Source organism: Corynebacterium sp. TAE3-ERU16, assembly GCF_019209935.1.
Lineage (GTDB): Bacteria > Actinomycetota > Actinomycetes > Mycobacteriales > Mycobacteriaceae > Corynebacterium > Corynebacterium antarcticum.
In genome coordinates, this window is sequence record NZ_JAHUTN010000007.1 from 83,051 (window position 1) to 107,587 (window position 24,537).

Annotated in this window: 22 protein-coding genes and 1 pseudogene; 10 read left to right on the plus strand and 13 right to left on the minus strand. The window is 68.4% G+C overall.

The window, feature by feature from the left end; all coding sequences use genetic code 11:
• The first annotated feature begins 20 nt into the window (after window positions 1-20).
• The gene (locus tag KRX55_RS08565; RefSeq protein WP_218407336.1) at window positions 21-1,436 is read left to right on the plus strand and encodes an AI-2E family transporter; all 1,416 of its coding nucleotides are present in this window, start codon (window positions 21-23) and stop codon (window positions 1,434-1,436) included.
• 65 nt (window positions 1,437-1,501) lie between these two features.
• On the opposite strand, the gene KRX55_RS08570 is transcribed toward KRX55_RS08565, so the two are convergent.
• The gene (locus tag KRX55_RS08570; protein ID WP_218407337.1) at window positions 1,502-2,143 is read right to left on the minus strand and encodes a nucleosidase; all 642 of its coding nucleotides are present in this window, start codon (window positions 2,141-2,143) and stop codon (window positions 1,502-1,504) included.
• Window positions 2,144-2,241: 98 nt separating this feature from the next.
• Between KRX55_RS08570 and KRX55_RS08575 the strand changes: the two genes are divergently transcribed.
• From KRX55_RS08575 to KRX55_RS12060, 4 genes and pseudogenes are all read left to right on the plus strand, one after another.
• Window positions 2,242-2,895, plus strand: coding sequence for a hypothetical protein (locus tag KRX55_RS08575; protein ID WP_218407338.1), 654 nt, complete (start codon window positions 2,242-2,244; stop codon window positions 2,893-2,895).
• A 230-nt stretch (window positions 2,896-3,125) separates the two neighbouring features.
• Complete coding sequence (locus KRX55_RS08580; RefSeq protein ID WP_218407339.1) at window positions 3,126-3,587, plus strand: hypothetical protein; 462 nt, start codon at window positions 3,126-3,128, stop codon at window positions 3,585-3,587.
• 752 nt (window positions 3,588-4,339) lie between these two features.
• Window positions 4,340-4,432, plus strand: a pseudogene (locus KRX55_RS11865) (DUF3887 domain-containing protein); the annotation flags it as partial.
• A gap of 30 nt (window positions 4,433-4,462) precedes the next feature.
• Entirely contained in the window at window positions 4,463-4,828 is a 366-nt protein-coding gene (locus KRX55_RS12060; protein WP_370625805.1) for a DUF3887 domain-containing protein, read from the plus strand.
• Between the two features lie 128 nt (window positions 4,829-4,956).
• Here the strand turns inward: KRX55_RS12060 and KRX55_RS08590 are convergent, their stop codons facing one another.
• The 7 genes from KRX55_RS08590 to KRX55_RS08615 are packed head-to-tail and all read right to left on the minus strand — an operon-like array spanning window position 4,957 to window position 11,594.
• Window positions 4,957-5,907 (minus strand): sulfite exporter TauE/SafE family protein, encoded by a 951-nt coding sequence (locus KRX55_RS08590; protein WP_218407341.1) that lies wholly within the window; start codon window positions 5,905-5,907, stop codon window positions 4,957-4,959.
• Window positions 5,895-6,635, minus strand: coding sequence for a sirohydrochlorin chelatase (locus tag KRX55_RS08595; RefSeq protein WP_218407342.1), 741 nt, complete (start codon window positions 6,633-6,635; stop codon window positions 5,895-5,897). Before KRX55_RS08595 ends, KRX55_RS08590 begins: the two co-directional genes overlap by 13 nt.
• Window positions 6,628-7,938, minus strand: coding sequence for a sulfate adenylyltransferase subunit 1 (locus KRX55_RS08600; RefSeq protein ID WP_218407343.1), 1,311 nt, complete (start codon window positions 7,936-7,938; stop codon window positions 6,628-6,630). Before KRX55_RS08600 ends, KRX55_RS08595 begins: the two co-directional genes overlap by 8 nt.
• The gene (gene cysD, locus KRX55_RS08605; protein ID WP_232958464.1) at window positions 7,938-8,891 is read right to left on the minus strand and encodes a sulfate adenylyltransferase subunit CysD; all 954 of its coding nucleotides are present in this window, start codon (window positions 8,889-8,891) and stop codon (window positions 7,938-7,940) included. The genes KRX55_RS08600 and cysD overlap by 1 nt, the downstream gene beginning before the upstream one ends.
• On the minus strand, window positions 8,888-9,667 hold the full coding sequence (locus KRX55_RS08610; RefSeq protein WP_370625801.1) for a phosphoadenylyl-sulfate reductase: 780 nt from the start codon (window positions 9,665-9,667) through the stop codon (window positions 8,888-8,890). The genes cysD and KRX55_RS08610 overlap by 4 nt, the downstream gene beginning before the upstream one ends.
• On the minus strand, window positions 9,664-9,921 hold the full coding sequence (locus tag KRX55_RS11870) for a hypothetical protein (protein ID WP_248113870.1): 258 nt from the start codon (window positions 9,919-9,921) through the stop codon (window positions 9,664-9,666). Before KRX55_RS11870 ends, KRX55_RS08610 begins: the two co-directional genes overlap by 4 nt.
• Window positions 9,918-11,594 carry a nitrite/sulfite reductase gene (locus KRX55_RS08615; protein WP_218407344.1) on the minus strand — a complete coding sequence of 559 codons (1,677 nt, stop codon included), beginning with the start codon at window positions 11,592-11,594 and terminating at the stop codon, window positions 9,918-9,920. The genes KRX55_RS11870 and KRX55_RS08615 overlap by 4 nt, the downstream gene beginning before the upstream one ends.
• Before the next feature lie 758 nt (window positions 11,595-12,352).
• Between KRX55_RS08615 and KRX55_RS08620 the strand changes: the two genes are divergently transcribed.
• The 3 genes from KRX55_RS08620 to KRX55_RS08630 all read left to right on the plus strand — a co-directional run bounded on the left by KRX55_RS08620 (window position 12,353) and on the right by KRX55_RS08630 (window position 18,215).
• A complete protein-coding gene (locus KRX55_RS08620) occupies window positions 12,353-15,616 on the plus strand; it encodes a (Fe-S)-binding protein (RefSeq protein ID WP_218407345.1) in 3,264 nt (1,087 codons plus the stop codon).
• Between the two features lie 139 nt (window positions 15,617-15,755).
• Window positions 15,756-16,811: an ABC transporter substrate-binding protein gene (locus KRX55_RS08625; RefSeq protein WP_218407346.1), complete on the plus strand. Its 1,056-nt coding sequence runs from the start codon at window positions 15,756-15,758 to the stop codon at window positions 16,809-16,811.
• A gap of 129 nt (window positions 16,812-16,940) precedes the next feature.
• Complete coding sequence (locus KRX55_RS08630; RefSeq protein ID WP_370625802.1) at window positions 16,941-18,215, plus strand: pyridoxal phosphate-dependent aminotransferase; 1,275 nt, start codon at window positions 16,941-16,943, stop codon at window positions 18,213-18,215.
• A 260-nt stretch (window positions 18,216-18,475) separates the two neighbouring features.
• Here the strand turns inward: KRX55_RS08630 and KRX55_RS08635 are convergent, their stop codons facing one another.
• Window positions 18,476-18,886 carry a hypothetical protein gene (locus KRX55_RS08635; protein WP_218407348.1) on the minus strand — a complete coding sequence of 137 codons (411 nt, stop codon included), beginning with the start codon at window positions 18,884-18,886 and terminating at the stop codon, window positions 18,476-18,478.
• An 88-nt stretch (window positions 18,887-18,974) separates the two neighbouring features.
• On the opposite strand from KRX55_RS08635, the gene KRX55_RS08640 reads away from it, so the two are divergent.
• Both KRX55_RS08640 and KRX55_RS08645 read left to right on the plus strand, forming a co-directional pair.
• A complete protein-coding gene (locus tag KRX55_RS08640; RefSeq protein WP_218407349.1) occupies window positions 18,975-19,610 on the plus strand; it encodes a hypothetical protein in 636 nt (211 codons plus the stop codon).
• A 99-nt stretch (window positions 19,611-19,709) separates the two neighbouring features.
• Window positions 19,710-21,029 carry a YibE/F family protein gene (locus KRX55_RS08645; RefSeq protein ID WP_218407350.1) on the plus strand — a complete coding sequence of 440 codons (1,320 nt, stop codon included), beginning with the start codon at window positions 19,710-19,712 and terminating at the stop codon, window positions 21,027-21,029.
• Between the two features lie 113 nt (window positions 21,030-21,142).
• Here the strand turns inward: KRX55_RS08645 and KRX55_RS08650 are convergent, their stop codons facing one another.
• From KRX55_RS08650 to KRX55_RS08660, 4 genes are all read right to left on the minus strand, one after another.
• Window positions 21,143-22,465, minus strand: coding sequence for a UDP-glucose dehydrogenase family protein (locus KRX55_RS08650; protein ID WP_218407351.1), 1,323 nt, complete (start codon window positions 22,463-22,465; stop codon window positions 21,143-21,145).
• Window positions 22,466-22,570: 105 nt separating this feature from the next.
• Window positions 22,571-22,702: a hypothetical protein gene (locus KRX55_RS11875; protein ID WP_255567699.1), complete on the minus strand. Its 132-nt coding sequence runs from the start codon at window positions 22,700-22,702 to the stop codon at window positions 22,571-22,573.
• A gap of 183 nt (window positions 22,703-22,885) precedes the next feature.
• Window positions 22,886-23,866, minus strand: coding sequence for an ABC transporter substrate-binding protein (locus KRX55_RS08655; protein WP_218407352.1), 981 nt, complete (start codon window positions 23,864-23,866; stop codon window positions 22,886-22,888).
• Entirely contained in the window at window positions 23,863-24,537 is a 675-nt protein-coding gene (locus tag KRX55_RS08660; protein WP_218407353.1) for an ABC transporter permease, read from the minus strand. Before KRX55_RS08660 ends, KRX55_RS08655 begins: the two co-directional genes overlap by 4 nt.

A 24,537-nucleotide genomic window follows, 5' to 3' on the forward strand; every position in this document is an offset into this window, starting at 1 on the left:
TGGCATAGTTTCCAACCACTATGAGCGAACATCACAACCCCCGGGTCCCGGGGAACTCCGACGATTCCACCTCTGAGCTGGAGTCCACCACGTCGAGCCGGTCCTCCGCTTCGACGTCATCCGAAGACACCATCTTCAACGCCATCAACCGCGACACCGACCACACGGCGTCGGTCGTCGGCGAACGGTCCGCGGACTCAGTTTCCGCGGAGGATCCCGATCGGCTCGATCGGGCCGTCATCATCGGCCGGGACGGCCGCTGGGTCGCCGGCTGGGCCCTGCGGTTCATCATCGTGGCCGTCGCCAGCTGCATCGCGTGGCTCGGACTCGGAATCATCTGGACCGGTGTCCTGCCGATCCTGCTCGCGATCCTGCTGTGCACGGTGCTGTGGCCGCCGGTGCGCTGGCTGAAGGAACACGGCGTTCCGGGCAGCCTCTCATCCCTGCTGGTTCTCGTCGGTGCCCTCTGCGCCATCGGTGGGGTCTTCGCGGCGATGGCTCCGCGGGTCGCCGAACAGTCGAAACTGCTGTTCAAGCAGAGTGTCACCGGTCTGGAGAAGCTCCAGGTCCGACTCGGTGAGCCCCCGTTCAACATCAACACCGACCAGATCGACGGTGTCCTAGACGAGATCTCCGCGAAGCTCCAGGACGGCGCCTCGGGCCTGCTCTCGGGCGGGGTGGCGAACAAACTGGCGTCCGGTGTCTTCGCGGGTGTGTCCACCGCGACCTCCGTCGTCGTCACCATGGCACTGATGCTGGTGCTGACGTTCTTCTTCCTGAAGGACGGATACACCTTCCTGCCGTGGGTGCGCCGCAACGTCGGCAGGTCCGCCGGATGGCATCTCACCGAGGTGCTCACCCGCACCTGGAACACGCTGTCCGGGTTCATCCGCGCCCAGGCCCTCGTATCCCTCATCGACGCGATCTTCATCGGCGTCGGCCTCGTGGTCCTCGGTGTCCCGCTGGCGCTCGTGCTCGCCGTGATCACCTTCTTCGGTGGGTTCATCCCGATCGTCGGTGCCATCTCCGCCGGTGCGATCGCCGTGCTGGTCGCACTGGTCTCCAACGGCCTGACCACCGCCATCTTCGTCCTGATCCTGATCGTCGCGGTCCAGCAGATCGAGGGCAACATCCTCTCCCCCCTGCTGCAGAGCAAGGCCATGAACCTGCACCCCGTGATCGTGCTGCTGTCCATCACGGTCGGTGGCGGACTGTTCGGCATCGTCGGCGCGTTCCTCGCGGTTCCCGCCGCGGCGACCATCGCCGTGTGGCTGCGTTACCACGCGGAGATCGTGAGCCTGCGTTCCGGCGAGCGGACGATCGACGAGATCGAGACAGAGACCGCAGCCGGATCCAGGGCGCTGATCAACATGGGCCCGGCCATCCGCTCGATGCGCCGACGCCTCAGCCGGAAGGGCGCGACCGCAAACGACTAGACCCGCGCCGCAAACGAAAGTGCCCCGTACAGGTCACCGGTGCGGGGCACTTTCCGTGCGTCGGGTCAGGGCCGGACGGCCGGGACCGGTACCTCCTGCACGAGAGCGTCGGCGTCCGCGAGGGTGTGCAGGGCATCGTTCAGCTGGCGGGAGCCCTCCGCCACGGCGTCGGCCCAGGTGCCGACGGACTCCTCGTTCGCGCCGTCGCTGATCTGCTTGAGCAGGGTCACGGGAATGCCGTAGCGGTGCCCGATCCGGGCGAAGCAGTAGCCCTCCATCTCGACGAGCTCCGCGCGCTCAGCGAGCCGGGTCCGGATGACGGTGTCGGCGATGAAACTGTCGCCCGTCGCGAGCCGGGCGGTGGGCAGCAGCCCGGACGTGTGCAGGGTCAACGCGTTGATCTCCGGCCTGCCGTCGATCTCCTCCAGCAGTTCGGAGGAGAAGTCGTGCTTGTACACCTCGCGCACCTCGTACACGCCGTTCGGGCCGTCGATGAGCCCCCCACAGGTCCCGAGGTTGATGATCGCGCTGGGCACCCGCCCGTCGAGACGCGCCTCGGTCAGTACCTCGGTCAGGCCGATCGCCGCGCGCAGGACGCCCACGCCCGTGACGAGCACGGGCAGGTCGGTGTCGATGGCCTGCGTCTCGCTGTCGGTGGCGAAGACGAGGAGGGGCCGGCCGTTGGTGATTGTTCCGCGAAGTTCCATGCCCCACACTCTAAGGCACGGAAAGGACCCGGTGCGGTGCGCCGGTGCGGTTAGAATCGACCGGTGTGCCGTGGACCTGCGGTACGGGAAGGACAGACATGTACCCCGTCAAGAGGATCGCCGTCGTCGGTGCCGGGCCGGTCGGCATCCAGACCGCAGAACTGCTCGTCGGGTGCGGCTGCAACATCTACGTCGACCTTTTCGAACGCATCCCCGCGCCGTTCGGCCTGATCCGCTACGGGCTGTCCGAACACGCCCCGGGGGACACCCTCACCGAGAAGCCCACCACCCCGGCGACACCGCACCTGAAGCTCTTCGGCAACGTGTCCGTCGGTGCTGACATCACGGTCGCCGAGCTCCGCCGCCACTACGGTGCCGTCGTGGTCTCCCCCGACGTGGCCTCCGGCGCGGGATTCCCCGCCACGCGGGAGGCGGGACGCCTCACGCCCGGTGTCTACACCACGGGCACGGAAGACCCGCTGGCCGCGGCGCGGGTCGTCACCACCCGGATCGCGACCGATGCCTGGGTCGGGACGCTGGGCACTCCGCTACTCGCGGACGCGGGCCGGATCCGCGAGCTGCTCGACGCTCGGGGCGTGGCCTACACCTCGTGGGAGGGCTGGTGGCTGCCCGAGACGACGATCGCGGGCCCACCCACCGCAGCTGCACTCGCGTCCGCGGCGACGCTGGCCGGCTCCATCGACTGGGACGGCATCGCCCGACTCGCCCGCGGCGTGCCGATCTGCGAGTGACCGGTCCCCTGCGGGACCGCGGAATCCCGTGCGTTCCCTGGGCCGTGACTGACCATCACTCTCCGGGCCTGCACCGCGGACGAAGACGACCGCGGTGACCCCGGGATACCCGGCCCTTCACGTTTCACAGTGCTAGGTTCCATGCAGACATTGTTGTTGCCTGTGGGGAGAATGTCGTGTGTGAAGACTTTTCAAAAGAATCAGATCGGATTCTGATTAAACCCAGCAAGATGGTCAAGCTCAGCGCAGTGGTACCGCCTATTATTTGCTTAGTCTCTTCTTTGGTTGCCGTCGCTTCAATTTCGAAGCCAATCCCTTTCTCTTTCTGGGTTGTGGGAGCTCTTACCGATGCTGCCGTCATAGGTTTTTCTGCGTGGGCGGCTCACTCCATGAAGGTCGAGGTCGTGCGAGACATCTCATCAAGGCTAGTTAAAATCAGAGCACCCTTTTATTCTCGAAGCTTCAGCCACAAATCGATTAGTGACATCTCCACCGGTGAGGATTCGGGGATGAATTCTGGTTTAATCAACTGGCCGGTTACCGGTAGTGCCAGCTCGGAGAAAGGAGTCCGCATTAACTTGGGAGGGGCAGCCCACGTAAAGTTCCTGGCTGATGGGAAACACCGCTTCACCATCGTCACGACAGGAATGTCGCAGGCTAAACGTCTCGCAGCGCTTTTGTCAAGCAACTAGGGCTTTTGGATGGAATCTGTTTTCCATGACCAGTTTTGCGGTGGGCACGTGACCAGAACTAGGAGCCCTGGTGTGCGCAGGGATGCGGACCCGGACCTGTACATGCCGGGTGGACGGTGCTGGGATCAGCAGGCCTTGAGCATGGTTAGGCCCACCCATCACCGATGAGATGGTTAGCCGTGCCACCTAGCACCTGGTGATGCGCTTGACACGGTTCGGTGTTCTTCATGTTTCACAGTGGTTCGCAGATTCTAGTGTTCGTTGCCACGCTTCTGATCGAGAGTTATAGCTGGTGGTCGGCTGAGGCATACTGGCACTCTCATACGCGAAGAGCCGGACACCCGAGGTGGCGACCCTTCGTCACCGGCCCGCCACCTGCGAGTTCCCGGCGACCGCCCCACCATCCGGTGCAGGATGCGTGCGACGTGTCGGGGCGTGGGCCCCGCCTGACACCCCACCGCCCGTGCGGCCGCGTCCGACAGTCCTGCCGCACATCTCCACCACAGCCGTGTAAACATTTCCTTGACACCTCCGGGATGTAAAGATATCCTTTACACATGTCGGAACCACTGAACACCACCACACTGGCCACGCTGCTCACCCAGGTCGCGTCCCTGCTCGCCACGGAACTCCGGGAGATCGACACCCCCGGCACCGAAAGCATCCCGAGGAACACCGCGCCCCGGGACGTCACCCATTCCCTGGCCACGGCGCACACCATGCAGCTGCTGTCCACCGAGGCCCTGGGGACACTGGTCCACGCGGCCCGGGAACGGGGCACCACGTGGCAGAGCATCGGAAACGCCCTCGGCATCAGCCGGCAGGCGGCGTTCCAGAGGTTCGGCAACCCCATCGACCCACGGACAGGAGACCCCATGAATAAACCCACCCCGACCCAACGGCAGGAGGCGGTCACCCGCGCAGTGACCTTCCTCGACTTCCTCACGGCCCACGACTGGGAGGGCGCGGCGCGCCTGCTCGGCCCGAAACTCGGCGACGAACTCGACGCGGAATCCCTGGCGGACGCCTGGGCCCAGGTCGTGGCACTCGGCGGCGAACTCGAGGCGCGCCACCCGGCGCAGACGGTGAGCCTCGCCGACGAGGTCCTCGTCGTCGAACAGCTCCTCGACTTCGAGGCGGCCGATCTCGTGGGACGGATCAGCTACAACCGGGAGGGCGAGATGGTCGGACTCTGGTTCCTCCCCGCCGACCAGGCGCTCTGCGAGGATCAGTCCCGCTGATGTAACCGCTGTTCGTCACCGCAGGCTGTGCGTGGAGGAGGTCAGCCGCCACCCCGTTGATCCGGGTGGTGGGTGACCTCCTCCACGTCGCCGTGTCCGAAACCCCGGCCCGGGACACCGGCGTGGACTCAGCCGGCCGTCCCGGCCCCCACGCATCCCCGTTCCACGGGGCCGGGGACCTCCGGGGCGGCCTCATCCATGACCCGGACCCTGGTCTGTTTCCGCATCCGACGTACGCCGCAACAGGTCAGGCCCACGCCGAGGGCCAGCAGCACCCCTTCGACGGTGGGGAGCACCCACGTCGCGGTGTCGAGGGCACCGACCACCCGGGGCGCGTTGACGAGCATGAGCGCCGTGCCGACCGCCCCGCCGAGCAGACCGGGCTGCATGCGGCTGACGAGCCACGCCGCGAACGGTGCGGCGATCACACCGCCGACGAGCAGTGCGGCGACGGCGGGCAGGTGGGCGAGCAGCTCCTCCCGCATGCCGATCGCGAACCCGGTGGTCGCGGCGGCGGTCACCAGGAACTCGGAGGTGTTCACGGTTCCGACGACCCGGCGCGGTTCGGCGTGCCGGAGGCTCATCAGGGTCGAGGCGGTGACCGGCCCCCAGCCGCCACCGCCGGAGGCGTCGATGAATCCCCCGGTCAGGCCCAGGAGTCCGAGGACCCGTCCCCGGCGGCGGGTGTCCGTGGCGACCGCGTGGTGCGGTGCGCCGCGGGAGAAGCGCAGCAGGAGGTGCAGCCCGATGGCGGTGAGGATTCCCGCCGTGACGGGGGCGGCCGCCGCGGTGGAGAGGTTCGACAGGACGTAGGCCCCGAGAAACGCGCCGACCGCGCCCGGGACGCCGAGGCGCAGTGCGAGCCGCCAGTCGACGTTGCCGAAGCGCCAGTGGCTGATCCCGGAGGCCAGGGTCGTCCCGAGTTCCGCGGTGTGCACCACGGCGGACGCCTGCGCGGGGCCGAGGCCGGCGGCGAGGATGAGCATGGTCGTCGACGTCGCGCCGAAGCCCATGCCGAGTGCGCCGTCGACGAGCTGTGCGATGGCACCGGCCAGGGCGATGAGGATCAGGGTACGCATGCCGGTGTCCGGTCACTGGTCAGGGCGTCGGAGTAGCGGGTGGCTACGATTCCGGCGAGGTCGCGGCCGAGCGGTGCGCTGACCGAGATGTCCGGGCCCCCGGGGCGGGTGGCGGGCAGGCGGTCGGTCAGCCGGTCGAGCAGCAGCCCGTGGGTGACGAACAACGGGAGGACGTGCAGCGAACCGGCGTCCCGTGCCCGGTCGAGGACCGCCCCGGGGCCGCCACCCGGTCCGGTGGCCGCGATGACGTCGATGCGGCGATTGGTCCGCTCGGCGAGCTCCACCCCGAGTCGCGCCAGGTCAGCGGTCGCCCGCGCACTGGACGTTCCCACCGGATGGAGGACGGCGTCGTGGTGGTCCGGGCGGTCCACCGTGAGACGCTCCGCGAGAACGTCGACGAGATCCGGGCCGGTACCGAGCCCGTCCGCGAGGGCCATCCGTAACCCGGAAACTGCCGTCGCCGCGCGCACCGCCTCGGGGACGTCGGTGGTGGCGTGGAACGCGCGGGTGAACAGCAGCGGCACGACGACGGCCTCCCTGACGCCCTCGACGGCGAGCCGGAGTGCGACGTCCGGGAGGGTGGGTGTCGACAGGTCCAGGTGCGCCGGGTGCGCGGGCAGGTCCAGGAGGTCACCGGCGGCCGCGGTCAGCTCGGCGATGCCGGCGTCGGCGTGGGGGTGCCGGGATCCGTGGGACAGGGTGATCAGTGCGGGACGCGGGTCAGTCACGGCCACCACCGCCGTCGGTGCCGTCGACCAGGCCTGCGGCGAGGGTGTCTCCGGAGGCGGGGTCGATGAGCAGGAGGGAACCGACGGCACCGCGGGCGGTGAAACCGTCGACGGGAAGGGCCTCGGCGACCTGGATCTCGGCGCGCACGATGTCGTTGAGGGCGAGTTCGCCCGGGGCGTCCCGAACCACGTCGTCCACCGGGGCGTCGATGTCGATGCCCGCGGTGATCCGGGTGACCCGGCCCCGGACCAGTGACGTGCCGTAGCGCAGCTTGAGCAGCTGGCCCGGGCGGACGGCTTTCTCGGCCAGGCCGACGAGCGTGGCCGTGAACTCGCGGACGTCGTCGGGCCGGTCGGCGCCGGCGATGAGGTCACCGCGGGTGAGGTCGATGTCGTCGGCCAGGCGCAGCACGACGGAGTCGCCGGGCAGCGCGAGCTCCGCCTCCCCGTCCGGGGTGTCGATGCCGGTGACCGTCGTGGTGCGCCCCGAGCCGAGATGCACCGTGTCGCCGGGCCGGATCCGTCCGGCGGTCACCCGGCCCGCGTAGCCGCGGTAGTCGGTGGCGTGATCGCGGATGACGGTCTGCACGGGGAACCGGAACCCCAGCTCGCCGACCTCGGGGCCGGCGGGCACGGTCTCCAGGATCTCGAGGACGGTGGGGCCGGTGTACCAGTCGGTGTTGGTGCCGCGCTCGACGACGTTGTCCCCCAGCAGCGCGGAGGTGGGAACCACGAAGGTGCCGGTCACACCGAGCCGCTCGGCGAGGGCCGTGAACTCGGTCTCGATGGCGCGGTACACGGACTCGTCGAAGCCGACGAGATCGATCTTGTTCACCGCGAGGACCACCGTGTCCACGCCGAGCAGGGCCGCGGCGGTGAGGTGTCGGCGGGTCTGGGTGACGATGCCGTTGCGGGCGTCGACGAGCAGCACGACGACGCGGGAGGTGGACACACCCGTGACGGTGTTGCGGGTGTACTGCACGTGACCCGGGGTGTCGGCGAGGATGAAGGTGCGCTTCGCGGTGGCGAAGTAGCGGTAGGCGACGTCGATGGTGATGCCCTGCTCGCGTTCGGCGCGCAGGCCGTCGACCAGCAGCGAGAGGTCGACGTGTTCCAGGCCCTTGGCCCGGGAGGTCGCCTCGACGGCGGCGAGCTGGTCGGCCAGCACCGATTTCGTGTCGTGCAGGAGGCGACCGACGAAGGTCGATTTTCCGTCGTCGACACTGCCCGCGGTGCACAGCCGGAGGGTCTGGCGGTCGTGCAGCGCCTGTGTCGGGGCGGGGGCGGTGAGGGTGCTGGTCATCAGAAGTAGCCTTCCTTCTTGCGGTCCTCCATGGCGGATTCGCTCAGGCGGTCATCGGCGCGGGTGGCGCCACGTTCGGTGAGGGTGGAGGCGGCGATCTCGGCGATCACGGCGTCGACGGTGTCGGCGTCGGAGTCGACCGCGCCGGTGCAGGACATGTCGCCGACGGTGCGGAACCGCACGCGGCGGGTCTCCGGGGTCTCACCCTTGCGGGGGCCGCCCCACTCGCCGGCGGTCAGCCACATGCCGTCGCGGTTGAACACCTCACGGTCGTGGGCGAAGTAGATCGGGGGGAGTTCGATGTTCCGGGCGCCGATGTACTCCCAGATGTCGGCCTCGGTGAAGTTGGAGATCGGGAACACGCGGATGTTCTCGCCGGGCAGGTGGCCACCGTTGTAGAGGTTCCACAGTTCGGGCCGCTGGCGGCGGGGGTCCCAGCCGCCGAAGCTGTCGCGGACGGAGAAGATGCGTTCCTTGGCGCGCGCCCGTTCCTCGTCGCGGCGGGCACCACCGAGCACGGCGTCGTAGCCCTGTTCGGCGATGGTCTCCACGAGGGGAACTGTCTGGAGGGGGTTGCGGGTGCCGTCGGGGCGTTCGCTGAGCTCCCCCCGGTCGATCCAGTCCTGCACCTTCGCGACGCGCAGGCGAGCGCCGGTGCGTTCGACGAGGCGGTCGCGGAACTCGAGGACCTCGGGGAAGTTGTGGCCGGTGTCGACGTGCAGCAGTTCGAAGGGAACGGGAGCGGGCGCGAAGGCACGGCGGGCCAGTTCGTGGACGACGACGGAGTCCTTGCCCCCGGAGAACAGCAGGGCGACCTTGTCGAACTGTCCGGCGACCTCGCGGAGGATCTGGATGGCCTCGTTCTCCAGGTCCCTCAGGTGCGGGGACAGCGGCGAGTCGGTGCCCCGGTCGGTGCGGGCGTCGGGCGTGGTGTCGGTGAGGGTTGTGGTCATGTGTGGAGTCCGCATTCTGTCTTGTTCTGTCCGGCCCAGCGGCCGGCCCGGGGGTCTTCGCCTTCGGCGACGGGCAGGGTGCAGGTGGCGCATCCGATGGACGGGTAGCCACGGGTGGTCAGGGGGTGCCGGATGAGGTCGTGTTCGACGATGTACCGTTCGGTCTCCTCGAGTGACCAGGTCACCAGGGGCGAGATCTTGAGCCGGCCGGTTCTGTCGAGGGTGACGGCCGGGGTGTCGGCGCGCAGCGGGGAGTCGGCGCGGCGCAGTCCGGTGACCCATCCGACGTAGCCGCTCATCGCGGCGGCGAGTGGCTCGACCTTGCGCATTCGGCAGCACGCCGTGGGGTTGCGGCGGTAGAGCGCGGGCCCGTAGGTGGCGTCCTGCTCGGCGCGGGTGAGGATCGGGGTCGCGGTGACCAGCGGGAGCTCGTACCGGCGGCGGACCCCGTCGGCGACGTCGAGGGTCTCCTCGAAGTGGTAACCGGTGTCGAGGAACAGCAGGTCGGCGTCGGGCAGGTACCGGGAGGCCAGCTCGGCGAGGACGGTGTTCTCCATGGACATGGTGACGGCGACGGGGCCGTCAACGTGCTCGGCGACGGTCGCGAGGATCGTCTCCGCGTCGGCGTCGTACAGGGCGTCGGCGTGCGTGTCGACGAAAGCGGCGAGTTCGGCGCGGGTCCCGGGGTCGAGCGGTGCGGTGGTCGCCGCCCCGGCCGGTGAGACCTCTGGGTCGCGGTGGGCGCGGGGGCGGGCGAAGCGGCTGAGGTCGGTCACGGTACCCGCACCCCCGGTGTGTGTCCGTGGTGCTCGAGGGACGCCGCGAGCGCCTCCGCGGTGGAGGGCGCGGGCGCGGGCCGGTTCGCCGGGTCGTTGCGGCCGTGGAACATGACGGAGAACACCCGACGGCATTCCTGGCAGGCCCACGCGAAGTCGGTCTCCTCGTCGGGGAAGAGGTCGGTTCCGCCGCAGTACGCGCAGTACTGCGGGAAGCCGCGGTTGGGGTTGGGCGTGTCGACGCGGTAGCTCACTGCAGGTCCCCCTCGTCGGCGCGCAGGACCCATTCGCGGAACTGCTCGCCCTCGGTGCGCTGCTCGCGGTAGCGCTCGACGAGCCGGACGACGTAGTCGCCGAGTTCCGCGGAGGTGACCTTGTGCCCGCGCAGCTTGCGGCCGAAGTCGGGGTCGAACCCGAGGGCGCCGCCGAGGTGCACCTGGAAGCCCTCGACCTTGTTGCCCTCGTCGTCGGTGACGAGCTGGCCCTTGAGTCCGATGTCCGCGACCTGGGAGCGGGCGCAGGAGTTGGGGCAGCCGTTGAGGCTGATCTTCAGCGGGACGTCCATGTCGACGAGCCGGTCCTCCAGTTCGTCGACGAGCTGGATCGCCCGGGCCTTGGTGGTCACGAGTGCGAGCTTGCAGAACTCGAGGCCGGTGCAGGAGATCACGCCGCGACGGAACTCGCTCGGCTCCGGGTACAGGCCGGTGGCGTGGAGCGCCTCCTTGAGCGGTTCGACCTGCCGCTCCTCCACGTCGAGGAACAGCAGCTCCTTGTCCACCGTCGTGCGGATCCGGGTGACGCCGTGGGCCTCGGCGGCGTCGGCGATGGCGATGAGCTGGTCGCCGGAGGCGTGACCGACGGTGGGCTTGACGCCGACGTAGAAGCGACCGTCCTTCTGCGGGTGGACCCCCAGATGGTCGCGGTTGCCGGGGTTGACGGGAGCGGCGGGGCCGTCGATGAGCGGGCGGCCGAGGTACTCGTCCTCGAGGACCTGACGGAACTTCTCCACGCCCCACTTCGCCACGAGGAACTTCAGCCGCGCACGGTTGCGCAGGCGCCGGTAGCCGTAGTCGCGGAACACCTTGACCACCGATGCCCAGACCTCGGGCACCTCGTCGAGGGGCACCCACACCCCGAGCCGCTGGGCGAGCATCGGGTTGGTCGACAGCCCGCCGCCGACGTAGACGTCGAAGCCGGGGCCGTGTTCGGGGTGGTTCACGCCGATGAAGGAGAGGTCCTGGATCTCGTGGGTGACGTCCTGGCGGGGCGAGCCGGAGATCGCGGACTTGAACTTCCGCGGCAGGTTGTGGAGTTCCTCGCGGTGCAGCCAGTCCGAGGTGATGGCCTCGATGGCGGGGGTCGCGTCGATGATCTCGTCGGCGGCGATTCCCGCGACCGGGGATCCGAGGATCACCCGCGGCACATCGCCGCAGCCGCAGAGGGTGGACAGGCCGACGGCGTCGAGTTTCTCCCAGATCGCGGGGACGTCCTCGATGCGGATCCAGTGGAGCTGGATGTTCTGTCGGTCGGTGAAGTCGCCGGTGCCGCGGGCGTAGTCGCGGGAGATCTCGCCGACGGTCCGCAGCTGGGTGGTGCTGACGACGCCGCCGTCGAAACGCACCCGCATCATGAAGAACCTGTCCTGCAGCTCGGCGTTGGTGGCGTTGCCCGTGTGCTCGCCCCCGAGGTCCTGGCGGCGCTGCGTGTACAGGCCGACCCACTTGAACCTGGGCGCGAGGTCCTCTTCGGCGATGGACTCGAAGCCCTGCTTCGAGTAGATGTCGATGATCCGCTGCCTGCAGGACATCCCCGGGTCCTCGGCCTTGATCCGCTCGTCGTCGTTGAGGGGCTCGGTGCCGTCGATCTTCCACTGGCCGTCCGGCTTGCGCTGGCGGGCGGGCCGTTCCTTGACGGTTGTCGGTGCCATGGGGTGCTCCTTGGAAAGCCCGGTTCCGGTGGTGCCGGAGCCGGGGCCGCGATGGGGGTGCTGTTGGTGCGGCCAAGTCTGACACAGGAAACGCTTCTACGGCCATAAAAACGGCATTTTTTATGAACTGAGTGGTCTATTTAAACATTTTTGGACGCTTTAACCAGTGTGTATGGGAAAACTATGCTCGTGAATGAAATAGACCGTTCTGTACACATCTTGGTCTGTACGCGATCCCTCACCGTCGGGCAACGCCAGTCGGCGACAGGACCGGACACCCCCCCCCGCTCCCCGAGCCGCCGTTCCGGACCGGACGGAACGACCCGACCCCGCCCGCCGCCCGCCACAGGTGCACAGTCGATCATGCGGGGAGCCGGACACCGGACCGCGGCGTGCGGACCGACTCCGCTCCCACCCCGGGCAGGCAGACAACCGGGTCCCCCGGAGGCACTGCGTCGGCGTCACCGCTCCGACACGACAGCCGGCACCCCGGGAAAGGCCTCCGACCGCACACCTCCAACCCCGGAACCGGCCGGGGTCCGTTATTTTCAGGAACGCCGAACCGTCCCCGGACGTCCCTTGAACAGACGTGTTCCCGTCACCACCGGCGGATCGCGCCGACGTGGGACGCGGACTCTGTTGGGGAGATGACCGGGCCACCGCTTAGAGTGGAAACCACCAAGCCCGCACGCAGCCAGCCCGCCCGCGACGGGCGCTGACCACCCGTTCTCCCGCCCACGCCAAGGATCCCTCCCGCGATGACGCTCGCCGCAGCCCCAACCATGACCAGCACCACGGTGGTACTGGGATGCATCGGTTTCCTGCTGTCACTTCCCGCGTGGTTCTACTTCCTCCGGGGCGCCAGCCGACTCTTCCGGCTCGTCCGTGCGGGGCAACCCCTGCCGGGCCGCACCGACCGCCCCACGCGACGCGTCGGCACTCTGTTCAGGGAAGTCGTCCTGCACAGCGAACTGGCCCGGAAACCCGCGATCGCGGCGGCGCACTGGCTGGTCATGGTCGGTTTCCTCATCGGCTTCGTCCTCTGGTTCGAGGCCTACATCCAGACCTTCCGACCACGCGGGGGCTGGCCCATCGTCAGCGAATGGGGCATCTACCACCTCGCCGACGAACTACTCGGCATCGGCACCGTCGCCGGCATCTGTTTCCTGATCGGCGCCCGGCTGCACACCGGCACCCGAGAACGCATGTCCCGGTTCTACGGGTCCGATGCGCGCGCCGCGCACTTCGTCGAGGGCGTCGTCCTCATCGAGGGACTCGGGATGCTCGCCGTGAAGTCGGCGAAGATCGCCACCTACGACGACATCCGCCCGCACCTGTGGTCCGATTTCCTGACCATGCACATCGCGCAGCTCCTCCCCGCGAGCGCCGTGATGGTCAGCGTGTTCGCCCTGATCAAACTACTGTCCGGGACGGTATGGCTCTTCGTCGTCGGGCGGCAGCTGTCCTGGGGCGTGGCCTGGCACCGCATCACCGCCTTCTTCAACATCTTCCTCCAGCGCAACGCAGACGGCGCGCCGGCGCTCGGCGCGCTGGCACCGATGGTCTCCCGCGGTGAGAAAGTCACCCTCGGCACCGTCGACGAGCTCGACCCAGACACCGACCCGATCGGCACGGGCACCCTTCGCGACGCCTCCTGGAAGATGCTCCTCGACGCCACGACCTGCACCGACTGCGGCCGATGCCAGGAACAGTGCCCCGCCTGGAACACCGCGAAACCACTGTCCCCGAAGCTGCTGATGACCGACATCCGCGACGCGATGGTGACCAACTCCCCCTATCTCCTCGACCCGTCCCTGCTCGAGGCCGACACCTCCCACGACGGTGTGGACGTGCTGAAACTCGTCGGCGAGGGGCAGACCATCGAGCCGGACGTCCTGTGGAGCTGCACCAACTGCGGTGCCTGCGTCGAACAGTGCCCGGTCGACATCGAGCACATCGACCACATCGCCAACATGCGCCGCTTCGCGGTCCTCGCCGAATCGGAGTTCCCCTCCGAGCTGGCGGGCCTGTTCAAGAACCTGGAGGCCAAGGGCAACCCGTGGGGCCGGAACTCCGCCGACCGCGCCACCTGGATCGAGGCCGCGCGCCGCGACGGCATCGAGGTCCCGGTCTTCGGCGAGGACATCACCGACTTCAACGACACCGAGTACCTCTTCTGGGTCGGGTGCGCCGGTGCCTACGACGATGAGGCGGTCAAGACGACCCGTGCCGTCGTCGAACTCCTCCACACCGCGGGAGTGAAGTTCGCGGTGCTCTCCAAGGGGGAGACCTGCACCGGCGATCCCGCCCGGCGCGCCGGCAACGAGTTCCTGTTCCAGATGCTCGCCCAGGAGAACATCAGCACCCTCGACACCGTGTTCGAGGGTGTGCCGAAGGGCCAGCGCACCATCATCACCACCTGCGCCCACTGCTTCAACACCCTGCGCAACGAGTACCCGGACTTCGACGGCCACTACGACGTCGTCCACCACACCCAGATCCTGAACAAGCTGGTTCGCGAGAAACTCCTCACCCCGGTACCCCGCCGCCCCGAGGACCGTAGGCCGATCACGTACCACGACCCCTGTTTCCTCGGCCGCCACAACAAGGTCTTCGACCCGCCACGCGAGCTGCTCGGCGCCACGGGGCATGATCTCAGGGAAATGGACCGCAACCGGAACGAGGCCTTCTGCTGCGGTGCGGGCGGCGCCCGCATGTTCATGGACGAGACCATCGGCACCCGGATCAACGAGAACCGCACCAGTGAGGCGCTCGCCACCGGCGCCGAGGAGATCGCCGTCGGCTGTCCCTTCTGCACCGTCATGCTCACCGGAGGGGTCAAGGCCCTCTCCGACAAGCCCTCCGCTGACCAACCGAAGGTCCGGGATGTCGCGCAGATGCTCCGCGATGCCGTCCTCGTCGAGGGACAGCTACCGGAACCCCGTGAGCGCGCCTTCCTCACGCCTCCCCGTCGGGACATCCTGGATCTGGGTCTCACCTCGGTGAAGCCGAGGAAGAAGGACACCTGCGGCGGCGGCTCCGGTGGTCAGGGCGACCGGGGCGTGCCCGCTGTGCCCACCGTGTCCACGAAGCCGACCCAGCCGACCACCGCCCCCGGCACTCCGGAGGCGCCCGGAACTCCCCCTGCCCCTGCCGGATCCGAGGCCACGAAAAACACCGCCTCCAAGGCACCCGCGGCACCACGTGCAACCGGCGGAACCACGGCATTTGCCGCACCCAAGGCGCCCGGCACGGCCACACCGCAGCCACCCGCAGCGCCCGCCGCTCCGAAACCCGCCGCACCACCGGCACCGGGCGGCAGCGTGCCCGGCGTGCCGGGCGCACCCGGGACCACGAAACCGACGGCTCCAAAAGCACCCACGGCACCCGGCACCACCGTTCCACCGGTACCAGGCTCAACCCGGTCCGGAGCACCAAAAGCTCCCGCAGCACCCACGGCACCCGCGGCCCCGAAACCCGCCGTACCACCGGCACCGGGCACCGGCGTGCCCGGTGCGCCAGGCGCGCCCGGCACTCCCCCTGCCGGTTCCGGAACCGCAAATACCTCTGCCCCCAAGGTTCCCGCAGCACCACGGGAAGCCGGCGGAGCCACGGCACCTGCCGCACCCAAGGCACCCGGCGCTGCCACGCCGCAGGCACCCGCAGCACCGAAACCGGCCGTTCCACCGGCACCAGGCTCACCCCGGTCCGGAGCACCCGGAGCACCCGCTGCACCCGCAGCGCCCGCCGCTCCGAAACCCACCGCACCACCGGCACCGGGCGGCAGCGCGCCCACCGCACCAGGCACACCCGGCACTCCCACGGTTCCGGGAGTTCCAGGCGCTCCGAAGGTACCGGGGATTCCCGCCGCACCCGGCGGGGTACCGCTGAAGCCGGGTGCGCCCGGGGCTCCCGGTGGCGGCACCCCGGAGCAGCCGGGCGGAGTTCCCGGCGTGCCGGGAACGGAAGAACGGGCGGAGCCCACGGCCACCGAGGCACCGGGGCGGGAATCCGACGACTGAACACCACACGGTTCCTTCACCCGCGACGGGTTCCCCCGCGGTCGCGCCCGGCGGCGGGACGATTCACGCGCTGTTAACGTCGGGGGTGTATCTCAGACACTGACTGACCGCACTCCCGCGGCCCCCTGAAGGATTCCCCGTGACCACACCGTCCCGATTCCGACGTGCCGGCGTTCTGTTCGTCGCCGCAGCACTCAGCTTCTCTCTGGCCGGCTGCGCCGCACACAGCGGCACCCCGGCTCCGGGAACCACGTCGCGGGAGTCGACGGAGGTCACCTCGCCGCAGGCGACTGACGGCAGGCAGATCAGTATCGTCCATGCACTCGGAACGACGAAGCTCGACGCCCCGGCCAGGACCGTTGTCGCTCTCGATGACCCCTGGGCGGACGCGGTGCTCATGCTGCACGGCACGTTGGTCGGGTACACCGAGACGTACACGCACGGCACCGAACTCGGTGCCTACCTGGGCGATCTCCCAGAGAAATTCGGCGCCGGGGCTGCGATCGTGGGGACTCCGCGGGAACCTGACTTCGACGCGATCGCGGCGCTGAAACCAGACCTGATCGTCGGGGCCGCGGAAACCAGTGGGGAGCACTACCAGCGGCTCTCCGAGATCGCCCCGACGGTGTTGTCGGAGGGCGCGCCGACAACCTGGAAGAGTCGCTACCTGGTTCTCGGGAAAGCTCTGGGGGCGGAAGGTGAGGCGTCCGCCATGCTCGGACGGTACGAGGAGGAGGCGCGACGAATCGGCGGTGAGATCAACGCCGGGGCATCGGATCCGACGATCTCGGTTCTCCGGTTCCAGAACGGCCCGACGAGGATCTACGCGGCGGGCTCCTTCCCCGGTACGGTGCTCACCGACGCCGGGCTGGCGCGGCCGAAGTCGCAACGCGGCAACCAGGATTTCATCAAGGTCACCGCCGAGCAGGTCGCGGACGTCGACGCCGACCGGATCTTCATCACCACCAGCCCGTTGGGCGGGGAACGCTCCATGGAGAGCTTCCGGGCGACTGAGAGCTGGTCGGATCTCGAGGCCCGGACCGTCCCCGCCGATGACGCGGCGTGGATCACCTCGGAGTCACTGCCGGGCGCGTACGCGATCCTCGACGAGCTCGCCCGCGCATTTCACGTGGACGGACCCGTTGTCCCCGAGGGCCTGGCCCGGTACGCCGGTGGAGTGAGGAACGAACGGTAGCCCCCAGTTGAATCGCGGGGACCGCCCCCATTCACCCCCCTGAATCAGTCACCGCAATTGTGCTATGTACGGCAAAACGCCGGGGCTGTTTTCCCGAAGCTCCCCGGTTCGGACGCCGTAGATGGCACGATGGTGTCCATGACTGATGCGACCCCCACTCCCAGTGACCCGACCAACGGCACCACGCGACGGCGGATCCGACACGCCCGCCGCCTGGACAACGTCGCGTACGAGATCCGCGGACCCATCAGCGCCGAGGCCGAACGGCTCGAGCGCCAGGGGGTCGAGATCCTGAAGCTGAACACCGGAAACCCGGAGATCTTCGGCTTCCACGCACCGGAAGCCGCCGTGAAGAGCATCATCGACAACATCGGACCGGCGCAGGGGTACTCCACCGCCAAGGGGATACCCGAGGTCCGGGAAGCCATCGTGCGCCGTTACGCGGAGATTCCCGGGTTTCCCGAGTTCGACGCCGACGACGTATTCCTCGGCAACGGCGTCTCCGATCTGATCCTCATGGTGACCACGGGCCTGCTGAGCCCCGGCGACGAGATTCTCATCCCCATGCCCGATTATCCGCTCTGGACGGCGGCGACCAGTCTCGCCGGTGGCACCGCGGTCCACTACCGGTGCGACGAGGACTCCGCCTGGAATCCGGACCTGGATGACCTCCGTTCGAAGGTGTCGGACAGGACCCGCGCCATCGTCGTGATCAGCCCGAACAACCCCACTGGTGCGGTGTATTCGAGGGAGACCCTGGAGGGCATCGTCCAGATCGCCCGCGAGAACGATCTGCTGCTGCTGTCCGACGAGATCTACGACCGGATCCTCTACGACGACGCGGAACACATCAGTGTGGCCACCCTCGCCCCGGATCTGTTCACCATCACCTTCAACGGGCTGTCGAAGGCGTATCTCGCCGCGGGCCTGCGCGCGGGATGGATGGTGCTCACCGGCCCGAAGGACCACGCGAAGGAGTACATCGAGGGGCTCGAACTCCTCGCGGGTACGCGCCTGTGCTCGAACGTGCCCGCACAGTTCGCCATCCCCGCGGCCCTGGAGACCCACCAGGACATCTTCGATCTCACGGCTCACCGGGGCCGGCTCCTCGAGCAACGGAACGTCGCGTACGAGGGAATCAACTCCATCGAGGGCCTCAGCACCGTGAAACCGATGGGGGCGCTGTACAACTTCACGCGCATCGACCGGAACGTCCACGACATCCACGACGACGCGAAGCTCATGCTCGACCTGCTGCGTCAGGAGCACATCCTGATGGTCCAGGGAACCGGCTTCAGCTGGGACGAGCCCGACCATTTCCGGATGGTCACGCTGCCCGCGAAGGACCAGCTGTCCGAGGCCATCGAGCGGCTGGGCAATTTCCTCGCGCACTACCGCCAGTAGGCGTGACACGGCCCGCCCACAGAGGTTCCTTTCCGGGAGCCGGCGCAGTGCGCGGGCCGTTTTCTCTATCATTGACCCATGTGGCCGGTCTCCTGACCGGCGTCGGCGGCAGCTCCGCCCCGACAATCGTGCACCACCGATGACGAGATGAGGACCAGCGTGCGGAAGAGTTCCGGTTACGACAGTTCCACCCTGACCCCACGGGGTCTGTTCGCCACCCTGACCACACTGACCGTCGCGGGATTGATCGCAGCCAGCGCCTACATGTACATCGGTGACGAGGAGGCGGGCGCCGCCACCGCGGGGCAACCGACCACCGACCCCGGGACCAGTGCCCCGTCCTCCACGACGGAATCAACGGGATCGTCCACCACGGAATCAACGTCGGCCGGGACGACGTCCCCGGGATCCACCGAGCCTTCCTCCACCGGTTCCGCCCCCACGACGACGGCGACATCGTCGTCCCCGGCTCCCGAGACCGGCAGCTCGAGTACCTCCACCTCGGGTGCGGAAGCCACCGGGAGTGCGACGACGTCCTCTGAATCGACCTCCGCCACGGCCTCGGGGAGCTCGACGTCCTCTCCGCGCACCTCCTCGAAGAGCTCGTCCACGACGCCGACCTCCTCGTCCACCGGGAAAACGAGCGACCGGAAGAGCAGCACCAGCGCCACCACCACCTCGACGAGCAGCAGTACTCCGCCGGAGCCCTCGGAGAAACCGGCGCCCTCGGCACTCTCCGGGAAGGCCTACGCCACCGACATGGATCCCGCTGAACGTCGCACCACCGACGTGAACGGGACCACCGTCTACTATCCCGCGGATCCCGCCGGCGACGTGTTCGAAAATGACGGCGGAGCGCTGAACCCCGAGGACGAGAACTGGTTGACCGCGGCCCCGAAGGTCGAGTGGCAGCGACTCAAGGAGAACAGGGCGACCGACACCGCGTGGGACTTCCCGTTCAGCGCGTCGGACGGACCGTGGCAGGTCACCGACGGTGTCGCCCACGGCTTCAGCCGTACCCCCCAGGGCGCGGCGCTCGCGGCCTGGCACATCTTCCAGGGCGTCAACCGGGGCGGGGTCGACGCCCTCCGGAGCGCACGTACCTTCCTTCCGCCGAGCACGGACCCGGCCCGTCTCGATGCCGCGATCGCCGATCCGTCGACCATCCCGGAGACTCCCGACTACTCCGCGTCCATCCCGGTGGCTTACAAGGTCGACACCTTCACCGACGGGCTCGCGGTGATCACCTTCGCGACCGCGCGGGACGGTGACGTCGTCTCCGTGGTCACGATGGTGGTCGAGTGGCTCGACGGCGACTGGCACCAGAGCGACCAGTTCATCCGCAGCCTCAGCCTGATCGACGCGGACCGGATCGAGGACTGGGCTCGCTGGTAGAACGGCCCGCCGGCCCGCCACCCCGTTCCAGGTCCGTGGCGGGCATTTTACTGTTGCACTGACCACGACTCTCCCCTACTTCCCACCAAGGAGCACGCGATGGGGCGGCACCACCGATCCGACAGTCACGCGGACCCCACAGAGAACATCACCGGTCACCTCGCCGCGCACGGCATCGGCCCGGACGGAAATCCGCTGCCGAAGCGGAAGGGCGAGAGGAGACCCTTCACGACCGCTCAGTGGGTCCTGAGCGTATTCCTCATCCTGACCTTCCTCGGCACCGTGGCCGGGCTCGTCGTTCTCTGGCCGTCGTCGGAGAAACCGAACGTCGCCCCCTCGTTCCAGAACATCTCCTCCCTGTCGAAGGACAAGGTCGGGGGCACCGTCTCCCTCATCACCGACGGTTCCTGCAACTCGCCCTCGGTCGGCCGGGTGTTCGAGTCGTCCCCGGTCATCCCGCTGGAGGAGTCCGACCGGATCTGTGAACAGGCGATCATCGACATCACCTCCGGGGTCAACGAGGGCAAGCGGACGATGCTGATGCTCTCCGGACAACCGGGTGATCCCGATCTCGCGGTGGGTGAGAAGATCCTCCTCTACGAGGAGACCACCGCCGAGGGCGCCGCGGGGTACACGTTCGCGGACTACCAGCGCGGTTCCACGCTCCTGATCTGGGGACTCGTCACCGCGCTCGGCGTGGTGCTGCTCGGTTCCTGGTTGGGGGCGAGGTCCCTCGTCGGTCTCGCGGTCACGTTGGCGGGCGTCGGTGTCTTCCTGCTTCCCGCACTGCTGCGCGGTGGCCCACCGCTGGCACTGGCCGTCGTCTGCGGTTCCGCGGTCCTCTTCGCCGCGCTCTACCTGGTGCACGGCGTGAACTGGAAGACGTCCTCCGCGCTCGGGGGCACGCTCATCGCTCTCGGTATCGCGGCGGTCCTCGCCCAGTTCGCCATCAGGGGTACCCAACTCCGTGGTCTGGGGTCCGAGGACAACCTGATGATCCAGCTCTATCTGCCGGATGTCTCCGTCACGGGGCTGATGCTGTGCGGCTTCATCATCGGTTCGCTCGGTGTGCTCAACGACGTGACCATCTCCCAGGCATCGACCGTCAACGAGCTCGCCGCCATCGATCCGCGCGCTACCCCGTGGCGACTGTTCAAGGGTGCGATCCGGGTCGGGCGTGACCACATCGCCTCGATCATGTACACCCTGGTGCTGTCCTACACGGGTGCGGCGCTCCCCCTGCTCCTCCTGCTCACCGTCGCGGACCGGCCGTTCGGGGAGCTGCTCACCGGTGACATCATGGCGACCGAGCTGCTGCGTTCCGCCGTCGGCGCGCTCGCGCTGACCATGTCCGTTCCGATCACCACGGCTATCGCCGCTTTCACCTGTTCGGGACGGGGTCATTCCCACGACCACTGAGTACCGGACCGCTCCGCGGTCTCGGATGCCGGATCCCACCGGACACACGCCCCGGGGAGGCGGCCACCCGCGGAGACGGGGAACCCGGACGAGACGGAGGGTACCCGGGGACGTCAGCAGCCGCGGCCGATACCCCGGTAGTCCCAGCCCGCGTCCACCCAGTCCTGCGCCGGGAGACAGTTGCGGCCGTCGATGATGAGTGCCCGGCGAACCAGGGACCGGGCCACGACGGGGTCGAGCTCGATGAACTCGCGCCATTCCGTGGCGAGTACGACGGCCTCGGAGTCCTTGAGGGCGTCGAGTGCCGTCGAGGTGTAGGTGAGCTCGGGGAGGATCCGCCGGGCACCCTCCATCGCCTGCGGGTCGTGGACGACGACCTGCGCGCCACTACGGGCGAGCGATCCCGCGATGACCAGTGCGGGGGAGTCGCGGATGTCGTCGCTGTCGGGCTTGAAGGCGGCGCCGAGGACGGTGACGCGGTGTCCGGCCGCGTCGCAGCCGTCGAAGGATCCGGCGACCGTGTCGATGACGGACTGGCGTTGGCCGAGGTTGATGCGGTCGACGTGGTCGAGGAGCCCGGGGATCCCGGTGGCGCCGAGCTGTTCGGCCCGGGAGGCGAACGCGCGGATGTCCTTGGGCAGGCAGCCGCCGCCGAAGCCGAGTCCGGCGCCGAGGAACCGCCTGCCGATGCGGGTGTCGTGACCGAGGGCGTCGGCGAGCTGGGTGACGTCGGCACCGGAACGATCACAGATCTCGGCGATGGCGTTGATGAAGGAGATCTTGGTGGCGAGGAACGCGTTCGCGGCACCCTTGACGAGCTCGGCGGTGGCCAGGTCGGTGAGGAGGAAGGGGGTGCCGTCATCCAGGGTGCGGACGTAGACCTCGCGGATCCGGTTCTCCGCCGTCCCACCGGGTGCCATGCCGAGGACGATGCGGTCGGGGTGCAGTGTGTCCTTGACCGCGTGTCCCTCGCGGAGGAATTCGGGGTTCCAGGCGATCTCCACGCTCGTACCGGGGCCGGCGAGTTGATCGACCATCCGCTGGAGGTCGGCCGCGGTGCCCACGGGGACGGTGGACTTCCCGACGATGAGGTGATCACCGTGAAGATGCCGGACGAGGGCGGTGACGGCGCTGTGCACCTGGCTGAGATCCGCGGAGCGCCCCTCCGAGTGCTGGGGAGTGCCGACGGTGAGGAAGTGGACGTTGGCGAAGCGCGCGGCCTCCGCGGTGTCGGTGGTGAAGGAGAGTCTGCCGTCCGCGAGGTTCCGGGTGAGTTTCGCGGCGAGGCCGGGTTCGTGGAAGGGGACCTCACCCGCGTTGAGTGCGTTGATGCGTTCGGGGCTGATGTCCACGCCGAGGACCTCGTGGCCGAGTTCGGCCATGCAGATCGCGTGGGTGGCCCCGAGGTAGCCGGTTCCGATGACGGTCAGTTTCATGTCACCAGTTGTACCCCCCGTGGGTTAGGGGAAGGTGAACACTGTTTGAATGACCTGACCCGGGGTCCGGACGGTGTCCGGGCCCCGGGTCAGGGTGCGCAGGAGTCAGTCTTTGGGCATGCTCTTGCGGTAGCAGTAGATCGTGTACAGCGCCATCAATACGATGATCGCGGTGATCACCGCGACGACGATCACGCTCAGGGTGGGGTTCCACCAGCTTGCGTCTGTGGTCGGCATGTTGCTCCTCCTCTCCTGCGTCGGTCCTCCCCGGTCCAGCGACGGTGCAGCACTGACGGCTCCGGGTGCAGCGGCGTCGTTGCCTACAGGTTACGGTGCCGACGCCACCGGCGGGGCGGACTCCCCCCGCGAATCACCACTGATTGTAGCGGCAGCTGACATCCGGGGGCGAACTCCGCGGGTTCAGGAATTCTCGGCGACGAAGTCCCGGGCGATGGTCTCGGGATCGGCCTTCTCCGGCCCGATGTTGCGGATGTTCATCTCGAGCAGAGCCTCGGTGGTGAGGTCGGCGTTGATCCTGGTGATCGCCTCGCGTGCCTCCCCGGAGACGGCCTTGCCCTGCATCAGCGGGAGAATGTGCTGGGGCAGGATGAGGTTCTCCGGATCCTCGAGGGTGACCAGGTCGATCTCCTCACCGTCGGTGCTGAAGGTCGGCGAGGTGGTGTAGACGTTGGCGACATTCGCCTTCCCCGTGGTCAGGGCCGCGATGGTCAGCGGTCCACCGGAGTCGGAGATCGGGATGATGCTCATCTTGTCGGCCTCGATGTTGTACAGCTCCTCCAGTCCGGAGGGGCCGTAGGGGCGATCCTTGAGTTCGGGGTTCGAGGCGATCCGGATTTCGTCGAGGTTGGCCAGGTCGGCGAGCGTGACCAGCTTGGCCTGGTCGGCGAGCTCCCGGGTGACCCGGTAGGAGTCCTTCGACTCACCGGGGGCCGCCTTGCCCGTGGCCAGCCCCGCGGGCAGGGCCTTGTTCAGGCCGTTGAGCACCTGATCCTCGGTGGCACCGACGGGCAGCTCCCGGTCCTCGGCGGCCATGAAGTACTGGGCGAGGTTGCCGGAGTATTCGGGGACGATGTCCACCGAGCCCTCCTGCAGTGCCTTGAGGTAGACCTCGCGGGAACCGATACCGGACCGGACCTCCACCTCGAAGCCGGCGTTGCGGAGGGTCTCGGCCCAGATCTGTCCGATGATCTCGCTCTCGGGGAAGTTGGCGGTGCCGATGACGATGCTGTCCGTGGCGTGCGCGGCCTTCGTCTCTCCGTCGGAGCTTCCCTCACTCAGCGGGTCGGAGGAGCCCGAGCACGCGGCGAGGGGGAACACCAGGGCCAGCCCTGCGAGGACGGCGCCGGCGCGGCGGAGGAGCTGGTTGTTCGGGAGGGTCATGAGGTGACGCCTTTCGGTCGTAGTCGATGTTGCAGGAGAGCGAGTGTCACGTCGGCTGCGAGGGCGAGCACGGACACCAGGATGGCCCCGACGAGCATCTGCTCGTAGTCGCGGAGAGCTAGTCCGTCCAGCAGGTAGCGGCCGAGCCCGCCGAGCCCGATGTAGGCCGAGATCGTGGCTGTGGCCAACACCTGGAGTACGCATGATCGTACCCCGCCGACGATGGTGGGGGCCGCCAACGGAAGCTCGATGCGGGTGATGATCTGCCCCTCGTTGTGGCCCATCGCCCGGGCCGCGTCCACGACCGGTCGGGATACGGTGGCCACGCCGGAGACGGTGGCCGCGAGGACGGGCGGGACCGCGAGGATGAGCAGCACGATGGTGGACGGGACGATGGGTAGCTGTATCCCGAAGCTGATCTCGAGGGTCAGCCAGGTGAGCAGCCCGAGGGACGGTATGGCGCGCAGTGCACCGGTCGCCGCGATCACCCCGGACGCCCCTTTCCCGGTGTGCCCCAGGTAGAGGCCGAGTGGGAGTGCGATCATGAGGGCGAGTGCCACGGCGAGCACGGAGTACCAGAGGTGTTCACCGAGGCGCTCCGCGATTCCGCCGGCCCCGGGCCAGTTGGCCGGGTCGGCGATGAATGAAACGGCGCCGTTGAAGTGGTTCAC